Origin of the sequence: Desertivirga arenae, from assembly GCF_017355785.1 — a bacterium.
Taxonomy (GTDB): Bacteria; Bacteroidota; Bacteroidia; order Sphingobacteriales; family Sphingobacteriaceae; genus Desertivirga; species Desertivirga arenae.
In genome coordinates this window covers 64026-80406 of the sequence record NZ_JAFEWE010000013.1, presented here as the reverse complement: position 1 = coordinate 80406, position 16381 = coordinate 64026, and the positions used below count along the sequence as shown (strand labels likewise).

The following is a 16381-nucleotide window of genomic DNA, read 5'->3' as shown; positions in this document are numbered from 1 at the left end:
TTTTATTTAAAACCTTGCTGTGTTTTGGGACTGCAATATTCGGGATTTAAATTTATTTCTGCAATATTTGCGGAAACTTTTTTTAAAAAAAACATGAGCTTAGTCATAATAGGAACCGTGGCGTTTGATGCAATTGAAACTCCTTTCGGAAAAACAGACAAAATTGTGGGTGGAGCAGCTACTTATGCAAGTCTCGCTGCCTCTTACTTCTACGATAAAACCAAGATCATCGCAGTGGTTGGTGACGACTTTCACAAGGAAGATATAAGCGACTTTGAAAAACACGGTATAGATGTAGAGGGATTACAAATCAAAGAAGGAGAAAAGTCCTTCTTCTGGGCTGGTAAATATCATAACGATATGAACTCACGAGATACTCTTGCCACAGAGCTAAATGTTCTCGCTGATTTTGATCCAATTGTCCCCGCCTCTTATCAGGGATGTGATTACTTACTTCTAGGTAACCTTACCCCTCAAGTTCAAAGAACAACGATCGAAAGATTAGAGAAACGTCCTAAATTAATCGTTCTGGATACCATGAACTTCTGGATGGATGTAGCTTTAAATGACCTTCTGGAAACGTTAAAACTAGTTGACGTACTAACCATTAACGATGCTGAAGCGCGTCAGCTTTCCGGTGAATACTCTTTGGTTAAAGCAGCCAAAAAGATCCTTCAAATGGGACCACAATACCTGATTATTAAAAAAGGGGAACATGGTGCGCTACTTTTCCATGAAGATAAAGTGTTCTCTGCGCCAGCCTTACCACTGGCTGAGGTATTTGACCCAACCGGAGCAGGCGATTCTTTTGCCGGTGGCTTCATTGGATATCTTGCAAAAGTTGGAACAATCAACTTTAATAACATGAAGAATGCAATTATCTTCGGATCTGCACTAGCATCATTTTGCGTTGAAAAATTTGGGACAGAAAGAATTAAAAACCTCAGTCAGGAAGAGATAGCAGATCGCGTTAAGCAGTTTATAAACTTAAGCAGCTTCGAAATCGCTTAAGACCTCCCTAGTACAGATTGAATCTTCACGATCAATCTGTACTATACATTCTTCCGACCACCTCAAACTTTGAGAAAACTGAAGCAGAATGAGGTGCGTCCTTCAGCTCCTCAGTAAGATCCTGGCCTGCCCAATGTTCGTAATGCTTCCCGTTCTTCCACAGGCGACTTTCCGAAACATCATAAATAAGGCCTTTATAACACACCCAGATCTCTGGTTTGTCCTGGCCATTCCGTAAGGCTAACTGACTTCTGGTATAGATTGGAACTTCAGGCATCCTTCAATTTTTTAGCACGAAAGTATTCAAAGAACAACATATTCATAAGCAACATTGCTAAAGAATAAAAATGATCTTCAAAGGGAATGGTCCCTACCCTCAACCCCATGTTCTCTGAATTGTTATAAAGAACAACGGGTATTGAAGTGAGCAAACCGTTTACTATATAAAAAGGAAGGAGTGAGACAAAGTATGCTAGATAAAAACGACCAGCTTTCTGCTCTCCCTTAAATAATACATAGATACACATAAGCGCCAGAAGGCCAAAGGTGATCAAAGTGTAAACCCGGTCGAAAAAGAAGCCAAGGAGCACCACCGAGAGGATCAGAAAGACCCATGTAATATCTCTGGCAACCTTTCCAAGAATGTCTGGCTTTACATAAGCATTAAGACATTCATAAATAAATAAGCATGCAAAAGGAACGGTAATAAAGAAAAGGATTTCCTCAAGCGGCAAATCAAGGAACCATATACCGACAACATAATCGTTGTTGAAGGACCATACATCGTAAAGAGTAAAAACATAATCCCAAACAAGGAAAACGACGCCCGTAATTAGCAGACCAGGGAAAATGTACTTCCAATTAGTATAGAATCTAACTTTTTTATCGAATGATAAAATTAAGGGAAAGAAAATAGTCAGGAAATTAATTAGCAGATACGTATAGTGTTTATCCATTTTAAAGAGCCTTATTTAAAATAGCAAGCTCTGACGAAGAGCAACGTTTTGTTTCTTTCATAAATGAAATAATATTTTTTAGCAATGCTTTATCAACGGTGCCAAGCTTCTCTGCTCCAATTAATTTCACTATCTGTTTCCGGTCTTCGTCTAGATGCTTGGAAGAACCTAAAAAAGTAGGCAGATAATGCTCCATACTAAACCTCAAAAATCGAATTTCAAGGTTATTCGGATCTTCACCTACAGCTTGTTCCAGCTTTTTAGATCCAGCTTTTAAAAGGGAAAGCTTATTGTAGGGATTCCAGGCATGCTTGGCTTTCACAGCCTCTGTTGAACCCAGGTAAGCCAATAAAAGCGCGTCTTTCTTCTCAATTCCTTTTAACTTTTTAAAAAGAGCATTGGCCACGCCTGCATCGTCAACAGATTTGTAAAATTCAAGACGGATGGCATTAAGATCATAAGCACCTGCCGGAATAGTAAAGATCATCGAAAACAATAGTAAGACTAGCCGCATCTGGAAATATTAATGTCAAATTACAAAACTACAAAACCCTTAACTTGTTTTCTCTGCCTTAAGTGCTACAGGTTTACTAGATTTACCCTCATGACAAGACCCAAAGTTGCTGTTATCGGTTCAGGTTTTGCCGGACTCACTGCTGCGTCCCTACTGGCAAAACAAGGTTACCACGTATCTATTTTTGAAAAAAATGACCAGTTAGGTGGAAGGGCGAGGACTTGGGAGAAAGATGGCTTCACCTTTGACATGGGCCCAAGCTGGTACTGGATGCCTGAAGTCTTTGAAAATTACTACAAACTATTCGGGAAGAAGTCCTCCGATTTCTATCAGCTCGATCGATTAAACCCCTCCTACCGGGTATACTGGGGGCCCAATGACTTTACAGACATCCCCGCAGATCTTGACCAGCTCAAAGAGCTATTTGAATCAATGGAAAAAGGAGCTGGCGAGAAACTGGAACGATTCCTCAAACAGGCAGAATACAAGTATTCAAAAGGGATGAATGAATACGTGTTCCGTCCCTCTCATTCTGTTATAGAATACATGGATCTTAAGCTTTTGATAGAAAGCTTTAAGATTCAAATGTTCACTTCGGTCGGGTCGCACATACGGCAATACTTCTCTCATCCAAAAATCATAAAGATCCTCGAATTTCCAGTATTGTTCCTTGGAGGAACGGCCCAGAATACGCCCGCCCTTTATAGTATGATGAACTATGCAGATCTGAGCCTGGGCACCTGGTACCCAAAGGGCGGGATGAACCAAATTGTTAAAGCGATGGTGAGCATTGCTGAAGAACAAGGAGTGCAGTTTCACTTGAATCAGGAGGTAAAAAAGATCGTTATCGAAAACAACCGTGCAAAAGGTATTGAAACAGCTTCTGGATTCTTTGATGCAGATATTGTTATCTCCAGTGCTGACTATGAACATACAGACCAGTCGCTGACAGAGAAAAAGTATCAGAACTACAAGCAGCAGTACTGGGATAAGCGCACGCTTTCCCCCTCCTCTCTTCTTTTTTACATAGGAACTAACAAGCCTGTCCCTGGAATCAAACATCATAACCTTTTCTTCGACGAAGACTTCAACGCTCATGCAGATGAGATCTATAAAACACCTAAATGGCCCACCAAACCTCTGTTTTATGTCTCCTGCACCTCTAAATCTGATTCTGGTGTGGCTCCGGCACAGTCTGAGAACCTTTTCTTCCTTGTGCCTATTGCTCCTGGGCTTGAAGATTCAGAGAGCACACGCGAAAAATATTTCGGCCTGCTAATGAGACGGTTTACTGATATTACAGGGATAGACATCAGGGATTCTATTGTCGTAAAAAGAAGTTATGCAGTAGAGGATTTCAAAAAAGACTACCATTCTTTCAAAGGAAATGCGTACGGATTGGCAAACACTTTACTTCAAACAGCATTTCTTAAACCGAAGATGAAATCTAAAAAAGTGGAGAACCTGCTATTTGCAGGTCAGCTTACCGTTCCCGGTCCAGGCGTCCCTCCTGCTATCATATCGGGACAAATAGCTGCAATTGAAGCTGATAAAATCTTACAGGGTAGTTAGTCAGAAAAAAAAATACATTCTTCTGATTTTTCATTTTCTCTTCATGTTCCCAAAATAGTTTCGTAATGTCAAAAAGATCAGTAATTGATAGAAACTTAAATTATAACAACATGAAGAGAAACAAACTTATTAACGGACTATTTTTAGCGGCTGCCGCCCTTGCCCTTACTTTTACCTCTTGCAAAAAAGAAACGCAGGACACCTCAGATGATGTCGCTTCCACTCAGGCTATTCTTGTTGAAAGTGCAAGTGTATCAGGAGATGCTGTTTATATTGTTAATACCACTCCTGACGGAGCAACCCGCGATTCTATCGCTGCAACAGATTTACCTGCCTCTGTTTCTACTTACCTAGCTGCAAACTATAGTGGTTATACTTTAAAAAAGACCTTTAAGGTTTCGGTAAGTGGTTCTGTTAACAGTTATATTGTGGTAATCCTTTATAACAACAAACCAGTGGGATTAAAATTTGATTCAACAGGCGCTTTTGTTAGAGTTTTTGAACAACGCGAGCGTGGTGACCTTAGAGGAAAAGGTTGGAAACGCGGAGGTCGCTTTGATGGAAGAGAAGGTGCACATCACGACACCATTGCAGTGTCGTCACTTTCAACAGTAATTAAAGCTTACTTCCTGGTTAACTACCCAACCGACACCTTGGTTTCGGCGTTCAAAGGTAAAGACAGCAGTACAGTGGTGATCAGCTCGAATAATGGACTATATGCAACAGCCTTTAGCTCTGCTAACCTGTTCCTGAAACGTGCCCAGATCATTGCTCACAAAGGCAAGAAAACAGCAGTTGCACAAACAGAATTACCAGCAACTACTCTTACCTACCTAACTACTACCTACCCAGGTTATGTGTTTGACAAAGCTTTCGCCGTAAAAATAAATAGCACGATACAAGCATATGTTGTGATCATCAATTCTAACAATACAAGGATTGGCCTTCAATTTAATGCAACAGGCGACTTTGTTAAAACAGTAGTGATCCGATAAGATTTTTCTGCTCATATATTAGAACAGCATATCAATTTCTGGTATGCTGTTTTTTTATGCCAGATATGGTGATTGGAATAGTATTTGACAACTTTGGGGTATGGCAACATTCAATGATATTATTAACTCTGATAAACCTGTGCTGGTTGACTTTTCTGCAGAGTGGTGTGGTCCCTGTAAAATGATGGCACCTATCCTTGATCAGGCAAAAACCATGTTGGGAGACAAAGCAACTATCCTGAAAGTGGATGTAGATAAAAATCCCGCGGCTGCCAAAGCTTATAATATCCAGGGCGTTCCCACGCTCATCCTATTCAAAAACGGTGAGACGAAATGGCGTCAATCTGGAGTGATCCAGGCAAGTCAATTAAAACAGGTGATTGAACAGTTCGTTTAAAAGCCAAAATGCATTTCAACTTTTAGCTCCTGTGAAAAACAAAACTTCCTGATTTCTTCAATTCCTACAAAAAAACCACGTGCATAATACTCTTTCTGTAGCTGGGGGACTACACCCGGGTTCCTACTTTGCCTATACCGGCTTATGCCGAAACCCCATTCATTTAACTATCAGTTTATATTCAAGTACCATTAAAATCCCATTAGCCAAGGGCATTTATACGGATCTGAATCGGACTTGAATCGGATCTGAATCGGACTTGAGAATAAGCAGGTATTAACTAGGGGTTAATAAGCACAGGGGATAGAAAAATCAGGGGATAGAATTATGGGGATAGTGATCAACCTAAAGGAAGGCTAGTAGAATCGTTAAAAAACAAAGCCTGCGATCTTCAATCAACAGGCTCTTGTAATCCTTGAATATTAATTCAGCAGAGAGAGCGGGATTCGAACCCGCGATACCCTTGCGAGTATACAAACTTTCCAGGCTTGCTCCTTCAACCACTCGGACACCTCTCTGTTTGGGAATGCAAAAATAACAATTTGCAGCGAATTCTATAGCTTAAAATTACTTAGATGAACGAAACTAGAAAACAGACTTCGCAGGTGCCGCAAAAGGCGTTTTACTTAGTTCTCCTCTAAGATTTGTTTCCAGTAATGTTGTAATACGATTATAAGTATAGCCCCTTGAAAGCAGGAACATTAACTTAGTAACGGCAGCTTCGTAGGTCATGTCATAGCCACTTACCACTCCCATATTCTTTAATGGGCGACTCGTTTCATATCTGCCAAGCTCAACACTGCCAACTTTACATTGAGATATATCCAGTATTACCTTCTCTTGCTTGATTGCACTCTCGAGGCAGTCAAGGAACCATTTTTCTGTCGTGGTATTTCCGGCGCCAAAAGTTTCGAGGATAATAGCTCTTGTCTTCGAATTAACAATAGCACCAACTGTTTCTTTACTGATACCAGGATAAAGCTTCAGAACGGTAATAGAGTTATTTAGCTTTTTGTGAGCTCTGAATGTACAATCTTCGCATTTGCGGATGCTTGCATCATTGTAACGCAAATGCACCCCAGCTTCCGCTAATACAGGATAATTAGGAGACCGGAAGGCCTCAAACTTAGCAGAGTTATATTTAAATGCCCTGTTTCCTCTGAACAACTGAAAATCGAAATAGATACATACCTCAGGTACGCGGGCAGATCCATTCAATTTAGCAGAGGCGATCTCGAGGGCCGTGATCAAATTTTCCTTAGCATCCGTCCTGATCTCTCCTATGGGTAGCTGAGATCCGGTAAAGATCACCGGTTTATTCAATCCCTCCAGTAAGAAACTTAATGCAGAAGCAGTAAAGGCCATGGTATCTGATCCGTGAAGGATAACAAATCCATCGTAGAGATCGTAATTCTGCTCTACCAGCTCTGCCAATTCAATCCATATCTCGGGACTCATATTAGAGGAGTCGATGATCTCAGAAAAAGAATGGACGGTAATTTCGTATGGGAGGCGTTGGAGTTCAGGAACGTTTTCGTTGATGTGTTTAAAGTCTAAAGGCTTAAGAACACCCGTCACTTTATCGAAAACCATTCCAATAGTTCCACCAGTGTATATAATTAAAACCTTTGTCATCTAAACTCTACTCCTTAAAATTTCCTAAATATAAAAAAGGAAACTCGTTCCTACGTGTTAAAAATAATTTTTGAATTTTCTGTGGTAATCGCTGCCACTTCTTCGAGGCTTATTTGCTTAATGTCTGCTACTTTTTGAGCTACATACACCAAATAACTACTTTCATTTGGTTTACCTCTATATGGTACGGGAGTTAAATAAGGAGAATCTGTCTCTAAAACGATATTATCCAAAGGAATTTCCTCGACAACCTTATCCAATCCTGACTTTTTGTACGTGACTACGCCACCAATACCCAGATAAAAGCCTAAATCAATGATTTTTCTTGCTTGTTCCACCGTTCCCGAAAAACAATGAAAGATTCCCCTTAACTTTTCATCTCTCTCCGCAAGTAAAACTTCATAAACTTCGTCGAATGCTTCTCTGCAATGAATAACAATAGGCAGATCCATATTTTTAGCCCATCCGATCTGCTCGTGGAAAGCTTTCTGCTGCAGTTCGAGCGTTGTCTTATCCCAATAGAGGTCTATCCCAATTTCTCCAATGGCATAAATTTTTGTGCTAGGGATAGCAGCAAAAATAGTATCCAGCTCTTCCCGGTAGTTCTCCTTTACGTCGCAGGGATGAAGTCCCAGCATCGCAAAGCAATTTACGGGATATTCCTTTACGAGATTTTTTATCAGGGAGATTGATTCAGAATCCACATTGGGGAGGAATAAGCGTTCTACCTTGTTATCCAAACAGCGCTGCATCAACTCCTTCAGCTTTTCAGCATCCTTCTCGTAATATTGGTGCGTATGCGTGTCTGTTAAAATCATTTCTGCAAAAGTAGGAATCTAGTATTAACAAAAAAGCCGTTCCGAAAAATCAGAACGGCTTTTTTTGCTATATAATTTCGTAAGACTATTTAACTTCTTCGAAATCTACGTCTGTAACAGTATCTCCGGCGTTGCCACCGTTGTTTCCAGCTCCAGCACCTGGGCCTCCAGCCTGAGCACCTGCGGCTCCTGGATCACCAGCTGCTTTGTACATGTCTTCAGAAGCTGCAGTCCATGAATTTTGCAATTCAGCCTGAGCAGTATCAATACCTGCGAAATCTTTAGCAGCATAAGCAGCTTTTAATTTCTCTAAACCACTCTCAATCGGTGCTTTTTTCTCTGCAGGGATCTTATCGCCATACTCTTTCAACTGTTTTTCAGTGGAGAAGATAAGAGCATCAGCAGCATTTAGCTTGTCGATCTCTTCTTTAGCTTTTTTATCTGCTTCAGCGTTCGCTTCAGCTTCCTGCTTCATTTTTTGGATCTCTTCGTCTGACAAACCTGAAGAAGCTTCGATACGGATCTTTTGTTCCTTACCTGTTGCTTTATCTTTTGCTCCGACGTGTAAGATACCGTTAGCATCAATATCAAAAGTTACTTCGATTTGAGGCACACCACGAGGTGCAGGTGGAATTCCGTCTAAGTGGAAACGACCGATAGTACGGTTTTGGCTTGCCATTGGACGCTCACCTTGCAAGATATGGATTTCAACAGATGGCTGATTATCTGATGCCGTAGAGAAAGTCTCTGATTTTTTGCTTGGGATAGTTGTATTTGCTTCGATCAGTTTAGTCATTACACCACCCATAGTTTCGATACCTAATGAAAGAGGAGTAACGTCAAGAAGCAATACATCTTTAACCTCACCGGTTAATACACCACCCTGGATTGCTGCACCGATAGCCACAACCTCATCCGGGTTAACACCTTTTGAAGGTTCTTTACCGAAGAAAGCTTTAACGGCATCCTGGATAGCAGGGATACGTGTAGAACCACCCACAAGGATCACTTCATCAATATCAGATGGAGATAGACCCGCATTCTTCAAAGCAGAACGGCAAGGCTCGATGGTACGTTTAATTAAGCTATCAGCTAACTGCTCAAATTTAGCACGGCTTAACGTGCGAACCAAGTGCTTAGGACCTGTTGCGTCGGCTGTGATATAAGGTAAGTTAACCTCAGTTTGAGTAGAGCTTGATAGTTCGATCTTTGCTTTTTCTGCAGCTTCTTTCAAACGCTGTAAAGCCATAGGATCTTTCTTAAGGTCCATTGAATTTTCAGACTGGAACTCTGCAGCTAACCAGTCGATGATCACTTGGTCAAAGTCGTCACCACCTAAGTGAGTATCACCATCAGTAGATTTAACTTCAAATACGCCATCACCTAATTCAAGAACAGAAACGTCGTGAGTACCACCACCACAGTCGAACACTGCGATCTTCATATCCTTGTGCGCTTTGTCTAAACCGTAAGCTAAAGCAGCTGCAGTTGGCTCGTTGATGATACGTTTAACATTTAAGCCTGCAATTTCACCAGCTTCTTTAGTTGCCTGACGTTGTGCATCATTGAAATAAGCAGGAACAGTAATAACTGCTTCAGTTACTTCATGACCTAAAAAGTCTTCCGCTGTTTTCTTCATTTTCTGAAGAACCATAGCAGAAATTTCTTGTGGAGTATATTTACGGTCGTCGATTTCAACGCGAGGAGTGTTGTTATCACCCTTTACTACAGCATAAGGTACGCGTTCAGTTTCTTTAGTAACCTCATTGAAGCTGTTACCCATGAAGCGTTTTATAGAGTAGATCGTCTTTCTAGGGTTAGTAATTGCCTGGCGTTTTGCAGGATCCCCAACTTTACGCTCACCGTTCTCAACAAACGCTACAATAGAAGGAGTAGTACGTTTACCTTCGCTGTTAGCAATAACAACAGGCTCATTACCTTCCATTACGGCTACGCAGGAGTTAGTTGTTCCTAAGTCGATACCAATAATTTTTGACATGATATATTTTACTTTAGATTGTTCAACAATTAATTCTGCTTCTTCTTATCAATGCTTATGCCAATAACAGACATTGCCTCAGCTGACAGTATTTTGACAAGAAGACTGATAAAAGAGACAGGAAGAAAAATGACAAGGTGACAGAATTGCAGGGGATTTTAGATTTACGATTGGGGCAAACGTATTAATTGAGCGTTATAGGAAACTATGAGAGGAGTTTAAAGCGGACTAGAAATTGGAGTAAAGGTGATGTACTAATTAAAACTTACGTTTCTTTAGGTTGAAGCATTTCAAAGGTAAACTTTTATACTCCGATCGAAATCAATTGGAGCCTTTTATTCGCGTGAAGAAATATTGAAACAAATAACTCTTTATCAAAAAAAGCCCCCTTTCGGAGGCTTTCTATTTATTTTGTTTTTGGCTTTGTAGTTGCGGCCGGCTTTTTAGCGGGCGTTGCTGGTTTCTTTGCCGGAGTTGTTGTCTTTTTAACAGGTGTTGTGGTTTTCTTTGTTGTTGTTCCCGGCTTTTTAGCTGGGCTTGCTACAACCTTTTTAGGTTTCTTTACTTTAACCAACTCAAGGTCGAACCTCAAAGTACTGAAAGGCATAATTGCAGGAGGACTTCCCTGAGGGCCATAAGCCAGCTCAGAAGGAATAATAAAAGTGGCCTTAGCACCCTCGTTTAATAATAACAACCCTTCTTCCCATCCTGGGATAACCTGACCTTGTCCTAAAACTAGTTTAATCGGCTCATATGTTCTTCCGGGTTGCTCTAGACCTGCTTTCTTAGCTTCAGATTCGATACTTGAGTCGAACACCTTTCCATCAAGTGTACTTCCTACATAATTTACCCATACAGAATCCCCTTTAACAGCTTTAGGTTTGATAGAAGGCTTTGTGATAATATAACGTAGACCTGAAGTAGTCTTTGCTGGATTAAGCTTTTGATCAGTCAGATATTTTGTTAAAGCCTCCGTTTCAGTAGCCTTCATTTTCTCCATCTCTGTCTTATACTCTGCCATGGCCTCGTCCATCGATTGGACTTTTTCAACTTTCACTGTTACCGAAAGATAACTACCTTTTTTAAGGAACGGAGGCCTCTCGGAATCCGGGGCACCCTTAAATATCGAATCTGCAGGAACTTTGAAGATAGCACTGTCCCTTGCTGTAAGCAATGGAAGGAAAGCCATCAGATCGAGATTATTCTGAGCGGCCTGAACTTGCAATTTTCCAGGACGACCTGCAGTGTAACTGCTATAAAGAACAGAATCTTTATCAGTTCTTTGGATCATATTAAAGGTGATCACATCGTTCACCTTAATTTTAGGGGTGGTATTAGCCGTAAAGATCTTATACTGAACTCCTCCCGGCAGAGTTTCCAGACCCGCAGTATGCTGGGCTATCGCTTGTGACGAAGCAATAACCAGTAGTGCGGATAATATTTTCTTAAAATTCATATGGATATAAACTAAACAGCCCACCTGATAGTATAATCAGGCGGGCTTATTTCTTATTATTTATTTATTCCTTCAATCATTATTTCGCTGCAGGAGCTGCAGGAGGCATAACAGGAGCTGGTGCCGGAGCTGAACCAGGAGCAGGTTTCTTAATATTCACAATCTCTAACTCGAACATTAGAGGAGTATATGGACCGATGATCTGACTTCCCTGAGGACCGTATCCAAGTTTAGAAGGAACGATAACAGAAGCTTTTGCACCTTTACTTAATAAAAGCAATGCTTCGTCAAAACCAGGTATGGTAGCATTCATTCCAGCAGGAACTTTGATCGGCTGGTAAGGACGCATTGGATCAAGTTTACCTTCTTTCTGTGCAACTTCTTTCACGCTGGTATCAAAAACCTTATTATCACCAGTAAGGAAACGTCCTGTGTAGTTCAATTCTACAGTATCACCAGGAGCGGCTTTAACACCATTACCTTCTTTAGTGATCACATATTTTAAACCAGAAACAGTTGTTGTTGGCTTAAGATCTTTAGCAGAAACGTAGCTATTGATAATTCCTGATTCGCGGTTCTTAGCTTTTTCAGCTTCCGCTTTAAAGAATTGCTCAACTTTAGCCTGCATCTGAGCTTCTGTCTGCTTTCCGCGTGGAATAACTTTGTCTACCTTGATATTTAATACAATGTATTTTCCTTTTGTATTAGTTGGCTTAGGCATGTTCATTTTTGCCTGAAGAGAATCAAGATTGATTTTGAAAGTAGCACTGTCGCCTTCACTTAACATACTGAAAGCAGTTGAGAAGTCGCCCTTGAACATTGACTTTTGCTGAGCAGTATATGCCGGACGGCCCATGTCGAAGGAGTTGAACATTACTGAATCTTCTTCAGTTTTCTGAATTACATTGAATGCAATAAAATCACCTTCTTTAATCGTTGGCCCATCTTTATCTTCATGAATAATGTAGTGCAGATCACCTTCACCTTTTTTGAATTGCTTACAGCTCGTAAAAGCAAGAGCAGCCAATCCTAAAACAATTAAGTTTCGTTTCATTTGGTTTTAAAATTATACTAATAATAGACTTTTATATTCTGGTAAAATAGATTTAAACTTTTCTATAACTTCCGCAATTGGCTGATCTGACTGACCTCCTGCCGCATTTCTGTGACCGCCGCCCTGGAAATATTTCTTACAAATTTCGTTAGCAGGAAATTCACCGGTAGAACGAAGGGAAAGCTTCACTTTATCGGCTCGCTCTATAATTAAAGCGGCCAACCTTACACCGTTTATAGTTAAGGCATAATTAACCAGCCCCTCCGTATCTCCTGTTTCAATATTATATTGCTGCAATTCTGCCTGTGTAACTGAGATCATAGCAGCATTATACTCCCTGAACACCTGAAGGTTGTTCAGCAGACAATGCCCAAGAAAACGTAAACGGTCTTCCGAGAAGTTATCGTATACCAGCTGATGGATCTTCCAGTTTTCGGCTCCTTTATTAATAAGGTTTGCAACGATATGATGAACCTCCGGAGTGGTATTTGGAAAACGGAAGGAACCAGAATCTGTCATAATCCCGGTATACAAACAACTGGCTACGTCTTTATTGATCAGCTGTTCTTCCTGCATGATGTTTACGATAAAGTCGTAAACCAACTGGGCCGTTGCACATGCATTAATATTCCAGTGACGATAATTGTCGAAATCTTCAGGCTCAAGGTGATGATCTATCATTACCTTAATAGCTGATGAAGCTCTGACCAACTCACCTAATTCATTTATCCTTGAAAGGGTATTAAAATCAAGGCAGAAAATAAGATCGGCACTTTCAACCAGTCTCGCACTTTCTTGATTTTGCTCTGTAAAAATAACAACGTCTGAATTACTGGGTAACCAATGCAGGAAAACAGGGTAATCTGTAGGCGAAACCACTTTTACGTGATGTCCCTTTTGTATCAGATAATTATACATTCCCAATGATGAACCCATAGCATCACCATCCGGTTTATGGTGAGTTGTTATTACAATATGCTTTGGGTCAGCTAATATTTCCTTAAGCGCGGTTATTTCCAGCATTCTTCGTGTTAAGAAATGCAAAGCTATTAAAAAGCCTGATGTTACAAAATTAGTTTATACTGAGCATTGCAGCTCTAGAAATACGAATGTGTGCATTTAAAAAATTCGTTGACACGGGTTTTCCTTTAACCTTTTGCCTTTCACCTCAAAAACTTACCTTTGCGCCAATTTAAAACTACAATGGCAACAAACAGAACATTTACAATGATTAAACCAGATGCTGTAAGAAACGGACAGACTGGTGCAATTTTAGATGACATCATCAAAGGCGGATTTAAGATCGTTGCGATGAAATATATCCAATTAAGCAAAGAAGCTGCAGGAGAATTTTACGCAGTACATAAAGAGCGTCCTTTTTATGGTGACCTGGTATCGTTCATGACTTCAGGACCTATTGTTGCTGCTATCCTTGAAAAAGAAAATGCAGTTGCTGATTTCCGTACCTTGATCGGTGCAACTGATCCTAAAAAGGCAGACGAAGGAACTATCCGTCAGAAATATGCTGAATCAATTGAAGCGAATGCTGTTCACGGTTCAGATTCAGATGAAAACGCAGAGATCGAAGGAAACTTCTACTTCTCAGCTTTCGAAAGATTCTAATATCAAATGATAGAATGAGTGAATGATAGAATGAGTGAATGAGTGAATAACCTTCATTCCTTCTCTCATTCATTCCTTCAATCCTTTTATAAAAATACGATTTCGTCAAGAACCTTATTTCCGGCTCTTTCATTCATCTTATCCAGGATCTGAGAGCGGATCATTACCAATTCATTCTTCACTACTGAAGAATCTACCCTGATAAACATCTTTCTTTCGCGAATATACATTTGGGTTGTACGCGAAGCTATTGCTTTTCCCATCATTTCCGGCCAGGCGGCGATCAAAGAGGTCTCATCGAACCTACGTCTCAACTTGTATACATTGAGCATTTGCTCAACCGCTTCTTTAATCGTTTTATCGTTTGTTCGCTTGATCATTTAACTGCACCTCTTTCAACCTCAAAGATATTAACTTCCACCCCAATACCTGCAAATATTGTTCGAATACGTTCTGTACTGGTATCGGTGATAAATATCTGTCCGAAATCATGATGAGAAACCATCGTCATCAATTTCTTCACACGCTTGTCGTCCAGTTTGTCAAAAATATCATCCAGCAACAGCAATGGTTTGAAGCCCTTCCTTTGGTGCAGAAAAGAATATTGGGCAAGCTTTAGTGCAATCAGAAAAGATTTCTGTTGCCCCTGCGACCCAAACTTTTTCATAGGAAGATTATGAATCGAAAAGCTGAGATCATCTTTGTGAATTCCACAGGTAGTCCGTTCCAGCACACGATCTCTTTCGACAGAAGTTTTTAACAGAGCAGCGAAAGGGTTATTCAACAATTGTGATTCGTAGATTAATTCAACATGCTCCGCATCTTCACTAAGGTATTGATAATGCTTGTTAAAAACAGGCAGAAACTCTGTCATAAATGCTTGCCGCTTGTTAAATATCTTATTCCCGGATGTTATAAGCTGTTCATCATAAACCTCCAGTAACAGGGGATCATATCGACCTGTCTCAGCAATCTTTTTCAAAAGCATGTTCCTGCTGGCAAGGCTCTTATTGTAAGAGATCAACTCGTCAAGATATTGATTATCGGTTTGAGAGATGACGCTATCGATAAATCGTCTCCGCTCTTCACTTCCTTCTATAATAATGCTGATATCATAAGGAGAAATCATCACCAGGGGAAACAGTCCGATATGATCAGCCAGTCGCTGATAGTCCTTTTTATTCCTTTTGAATTGCTTTTTCTGGTTCTTTTTAAGGGAGCAGGCTACAACATCTTCATTCTCATTCTTCCCGAACACACCCTGCACCATAAAAAAATCTGCTCCCTGCCTGATCTGCTGTGAGTCTATCGGGTTGAAGTAACTCTTACACAAGGAGAGATAATGTATTGCATCAAGCAAATTCGTCTTACCTGCTCCATTATCACCTGTAAAGGCATTAACTGTAGGAGAAAAGCTCAATTCTGCTTCCTGGTAGTTTTTAAAATTAAGTAGGGATAACTTCTGCAGCCACATAAACTCTTACAAACTTAGATAAAATTATTCCTTCCTGAAGAGCAGCTTTCTCTTTCGGCTCTGGGGAAGTATATATCATAGCCTATTCCGATATTTAGAATAGTCATTCAATTGCAAAAAAGACTGTTGACAGTAAGCCTTAAAAGAGTATTTTTGCATCCTTTAATTAAACGAAATGTCTAAAGAACAAATAAATACCCCTACTGAAAATACCCAGGTAGGCAACACAGGTAGCTTTGTGCAGGAAAACAGAAAAAGCTTAACAGTTATCGGAGGCGCTATCTTAGCCTTGGTATTATTATATTTTGGATATCAATATGTTTATCTGGGGCCTCGTGCAACTAAAGCCGTGGATGAAATGTTTAAAGCAGAAGAATACGTAGCTGCTGATTCTTTGGCGGATAAAGCAATCACTGGTGATGGTTCTTACCCGGGCTTCGAAAAAATTGCAGATGAATATTCAAACACTAAGTCGGCTAATTTAGCGAACGTATATCTTGGAGGCCTGTACCTGCAAAAAGGTGAGTACAAGAAAGCTATTGAAGCATTAGAAAACTACTCAGCAACTGGCAGTCCTGTTGTGGATCCCCTTGTATTAGGTATGATCGGCGATGCTAACAGCGAATTGAAAAATTACGACGAAGCCATCAGTTATTACAAAAAAGCAGCAGATAAAGGTTCCGACTCTTTCAACTCTCCAATGTTCCTTAAAAAACTTGGATTGGTTTACGAAGAGCAAAAGAAATATGATGATGCTTTAGATGTTTACAAAAAGATCAAATCAGAATATCCTGAAAGCCAGGAAGCATCTTTAGTAGACGCATATATCTCAAGAGCCGAAGCCCGCTTGTAAGATTGCTGTAATAAAAATTTTAAA

Annotated in this window: 17 protein-coding genes and 1 tRNA gene; 6 read left to right on the top strand and 12 right to left on the bottom strand. The window is 40.3% G+C overall.

The features are described from left to right. Nucleotides 1–93: 93 nt before the first annotated feature. Nucleotides 94–1011 carry a PfkB family carbohydrate kinase gene (locus tag J4N24_RS19855; RefSeq protein ID WP_207535478.1) on the top strand — a complete coding sequence of 306 codons (918 nt, stop codon included), beginning with the start codon at nucleotides 94–96 and terminating at the stop codon, nucleotides 1009–1011. Nucleotides 1012–1042: 31 nt separating this feature from the next. On the opposite strand, the gene J4N24_RS19850 is transcribed toward J4N24_RS19855, so the two are convergent. The 3 genes from J4N24_RS19850 to J4N24_RS19840 are packed head-to-tail and all read right to left on the bottom strand — an operon-like array spanning nucleotide 1043 to nucleotide 2481. Continuing rightward, complete coding sequence (locus J4N24_RS19850; RefSeq protein ID WP_207535477.1) at nucleotides 1043–1288, bottom strand: cytochrome b5 domain-containing protein; 246 nt, start codon at nucleotides 1286–1288, stop codon at nucleotides 1043–1045. Then, the gene (locus J4N24_RS19845) at nucleotides 1281–1967 is read right to left on the bottom strand and encodes a lycopene cyclase domain-containing protein (protein ID WP_207535476.1); all 687 of its coding nucleotides are present in this window, start codon (nucleotides 1965–1967) and stop codon (nucleotides 1281–1283) included. The genes J4N24_RS19850 and J4N24_RS19845 overlap by 8 nt, the downstream gene beginning before the upstream one ends. A 1-nt stretch (nucleotide 1968) precedes the next feature. Beyond that, nucleotides 1969–2481 (bottom strand): hypothetical protein, encoded by a 513-nt coding sequence (locus tag J4N24_RS19840; protein WP_207535475.1) that lies wholly within the window; start codon nucleotides 2479–2481, stop codon nucleotides 1969–1971. Nucleotides 2482–2571: 90 nt separating this feature from the next. Here J4N24_RS19840 and crtID point away from each other — a divergent pair, with 90 nt between their 5' ends. From crtID to trxA, 3 genes are all read left to right on the top strand, one after another. Then, nucleotides 2572–4053 (top strand): bifunctional phytoene desaturase/3,4-desaturase, encoded by a 1482-nt coding sequence (gene crtID / locus J4N24_RS19835; RefSeq protein ID WP_207535474.1) that lies wholly within the window; start codon nucleotides 2572–2574, stop codon nucleotides 4051–4053. A 110-nt stretch (nucleotides 4054–4163) separates the two neighbouring features. Further along, entirely contained in the window at nucleotides 4164–5048 is an 885-nt protein-coding gene (locus tag J4N24_RS19830) for a PepSY-like domain-containing protein (protein WP_207535473.1), read from the top strand. 100 nt (nucleotides 5049–5148) lie between these two features. Next, on the top strand, nucleotides 5149–5445 hold the full coding sequence (gene trxA, locus J4N24_RS19825; RefSeq protein WP_207535472.1) for a thioredoxin: 297 nt from the start codon (nucleotides 5149–5151) through the stop codon (nucleotides 5443–5445). 431 nt (nucleotides 5446–5876) lie between these two features. Here trxA and J4N24_RS19820 read toward each other — a convergent pair. The 7 genes from J4N24_RS19820 to J4N24_RS19790 all read right to left on the bottom strand — a co-directional run bounded on the left by J4N24_RS19820 (nucleotide 5877) and on the right by J4N24_RS19790 (nucleotide 13430). Then, nucleotides 5877–5963: transfer RNA gene (locus J4N24_RS19820), tRNA-Ser, on the bottom strand. A gap of 67 nt (nucleotides 5964–6030) precedes the next feature. Further along, nucleotides 6031–7080 carry an asparaginase gene (locus J4N24_RS19815; protein ID WP_207535471.1) on the bottom strand — a complete coding sequence of 350 codons (1050 nt, stop codon included), beginning with the start codon at nucleotides 7078–7080 and terminating at the stop codon, nucleotides 6031–6033. Nucleotides 7081–7130: 50 nt separating this feature from the next. Beyond that, complete coding sequence (locus tag J4N24_RS19810; RefSeq protein ID WP_207535470.1) at nucleotides 7131–7898, bottom strand: TatD family hydrolase; 768 nt, start codon at nucleotides 7896–7898, stop codon at nucleotides 7131–7133. A gap of 85 nt (nucleotides 7899–7983) precedes the next feature. Then, on the bottom strand, nucleotides 7984–9897 hold the full coding sequence (gene dnaK / locus J4N24_RS19805) for a molecular chaperone DnaK (protein ID WP_207535469.1): 1914 nt from the start codon (nucleotides 9895–9897) through the stop codon (nucleotides 7984–7986). A gap of 406 nt (nucleotides 9898–10303) precedes the next feature. Continuing rightward, nucleotides 10304–11353 carry an FKBP-type peptidyl-prolyl cis-trans isomerase gene (locus tag J4N24_RS19800; protein ID WP_207535468.1) on the bottom strand — a complete coding sequence of 350 codons (1050 nt, stop codon included), beginning with the start codon at nucleotides 11351–11353 and terminating at the stop codon, nucleotides 10304–10306. 79 nt (nucleotides 11354–11432) lie between these two features. Then, nucleotides 11433–12407: an FKBP-type peptidyl-prolyl cis-trans isomerase gene (locus J4N24_RS19795; protein ID WP_207535467.1), complete on the bottom strand. Its 975-nt coding sequence runs from the start codon at nucleotides 12405–12407 to the stop codon at nucleotides 11433–11435. A gap of 12 nt (nucleotides 12408–12419) precedes the next feature. Continuing rightward, nucleotides 12420–13430, bottom strand: coding sequence for a DHH family phosphoesterase (locus J4N24_RS19790; protein ID WP_207535466.1), 1011 nt, complete (start codon nucleotides 13428–13430; stop codon nucleotides 12420–12422). Nucleotides 13431–13610: 180 nt separating this feature from the next. On the opposite strand from J4N24_RS19790, the gene J4N24_RS19785 reads away from it, so the two are divergent. After that, nucleotides 13611–14030, top strand: coding sequence for a nucleoside-diphosphate kinase (locus J4N24_RS19785; RefSeq protein WP_207535465.1), 420 nt, complete (start codon nucleotides 13611–13613; stop codon nucleotides 14028–14030). Between the two features lie 86 nt (nucleotides 14031–14116). On the opposite strand, the gene J4N24_RS19780 is transcribed toward J4N24_RS19785, so the two are convergent. Then, nucleotides 14117–14410, bottom strand: coding sequence for a DciA family protein (locus J4N24_RS19780; protein ID WP_242691745.1), 294 nt, complete (start codon nucleotides 14408–14410; stop codon nucleotides 14117–14119). After that, nucleotides 14407–15504, bottom strand: coding sequence for a DNA replication/repair protein RecF (gene recF, locus J4N24_RS19775; protein WP_207535464.1), 1098 nt, complete (start codon nucleotides 15502–15504; stop codon nucleotides 14407–14409). Before recF ends, J4N24_RS19780 begins: the two co-directional genes overlap by 4 nt. Nucleotides 15505–15679: 175 nt before the next feature. On the opposite strand from recF, the gene J4N24_RS19770 reads away from it, so the two are divergent. Next, entirely contained in the window at nucleotides 15680–16357 is a 678-nt protein-coding gene (locus tag J4N24_RS19770; RefSeq protein WP_207535463.1) for a tetratricopeptide repeat protein, read from the top strand. Nucleotides 16358–16381: the final 24 nt, after the last annotated feature.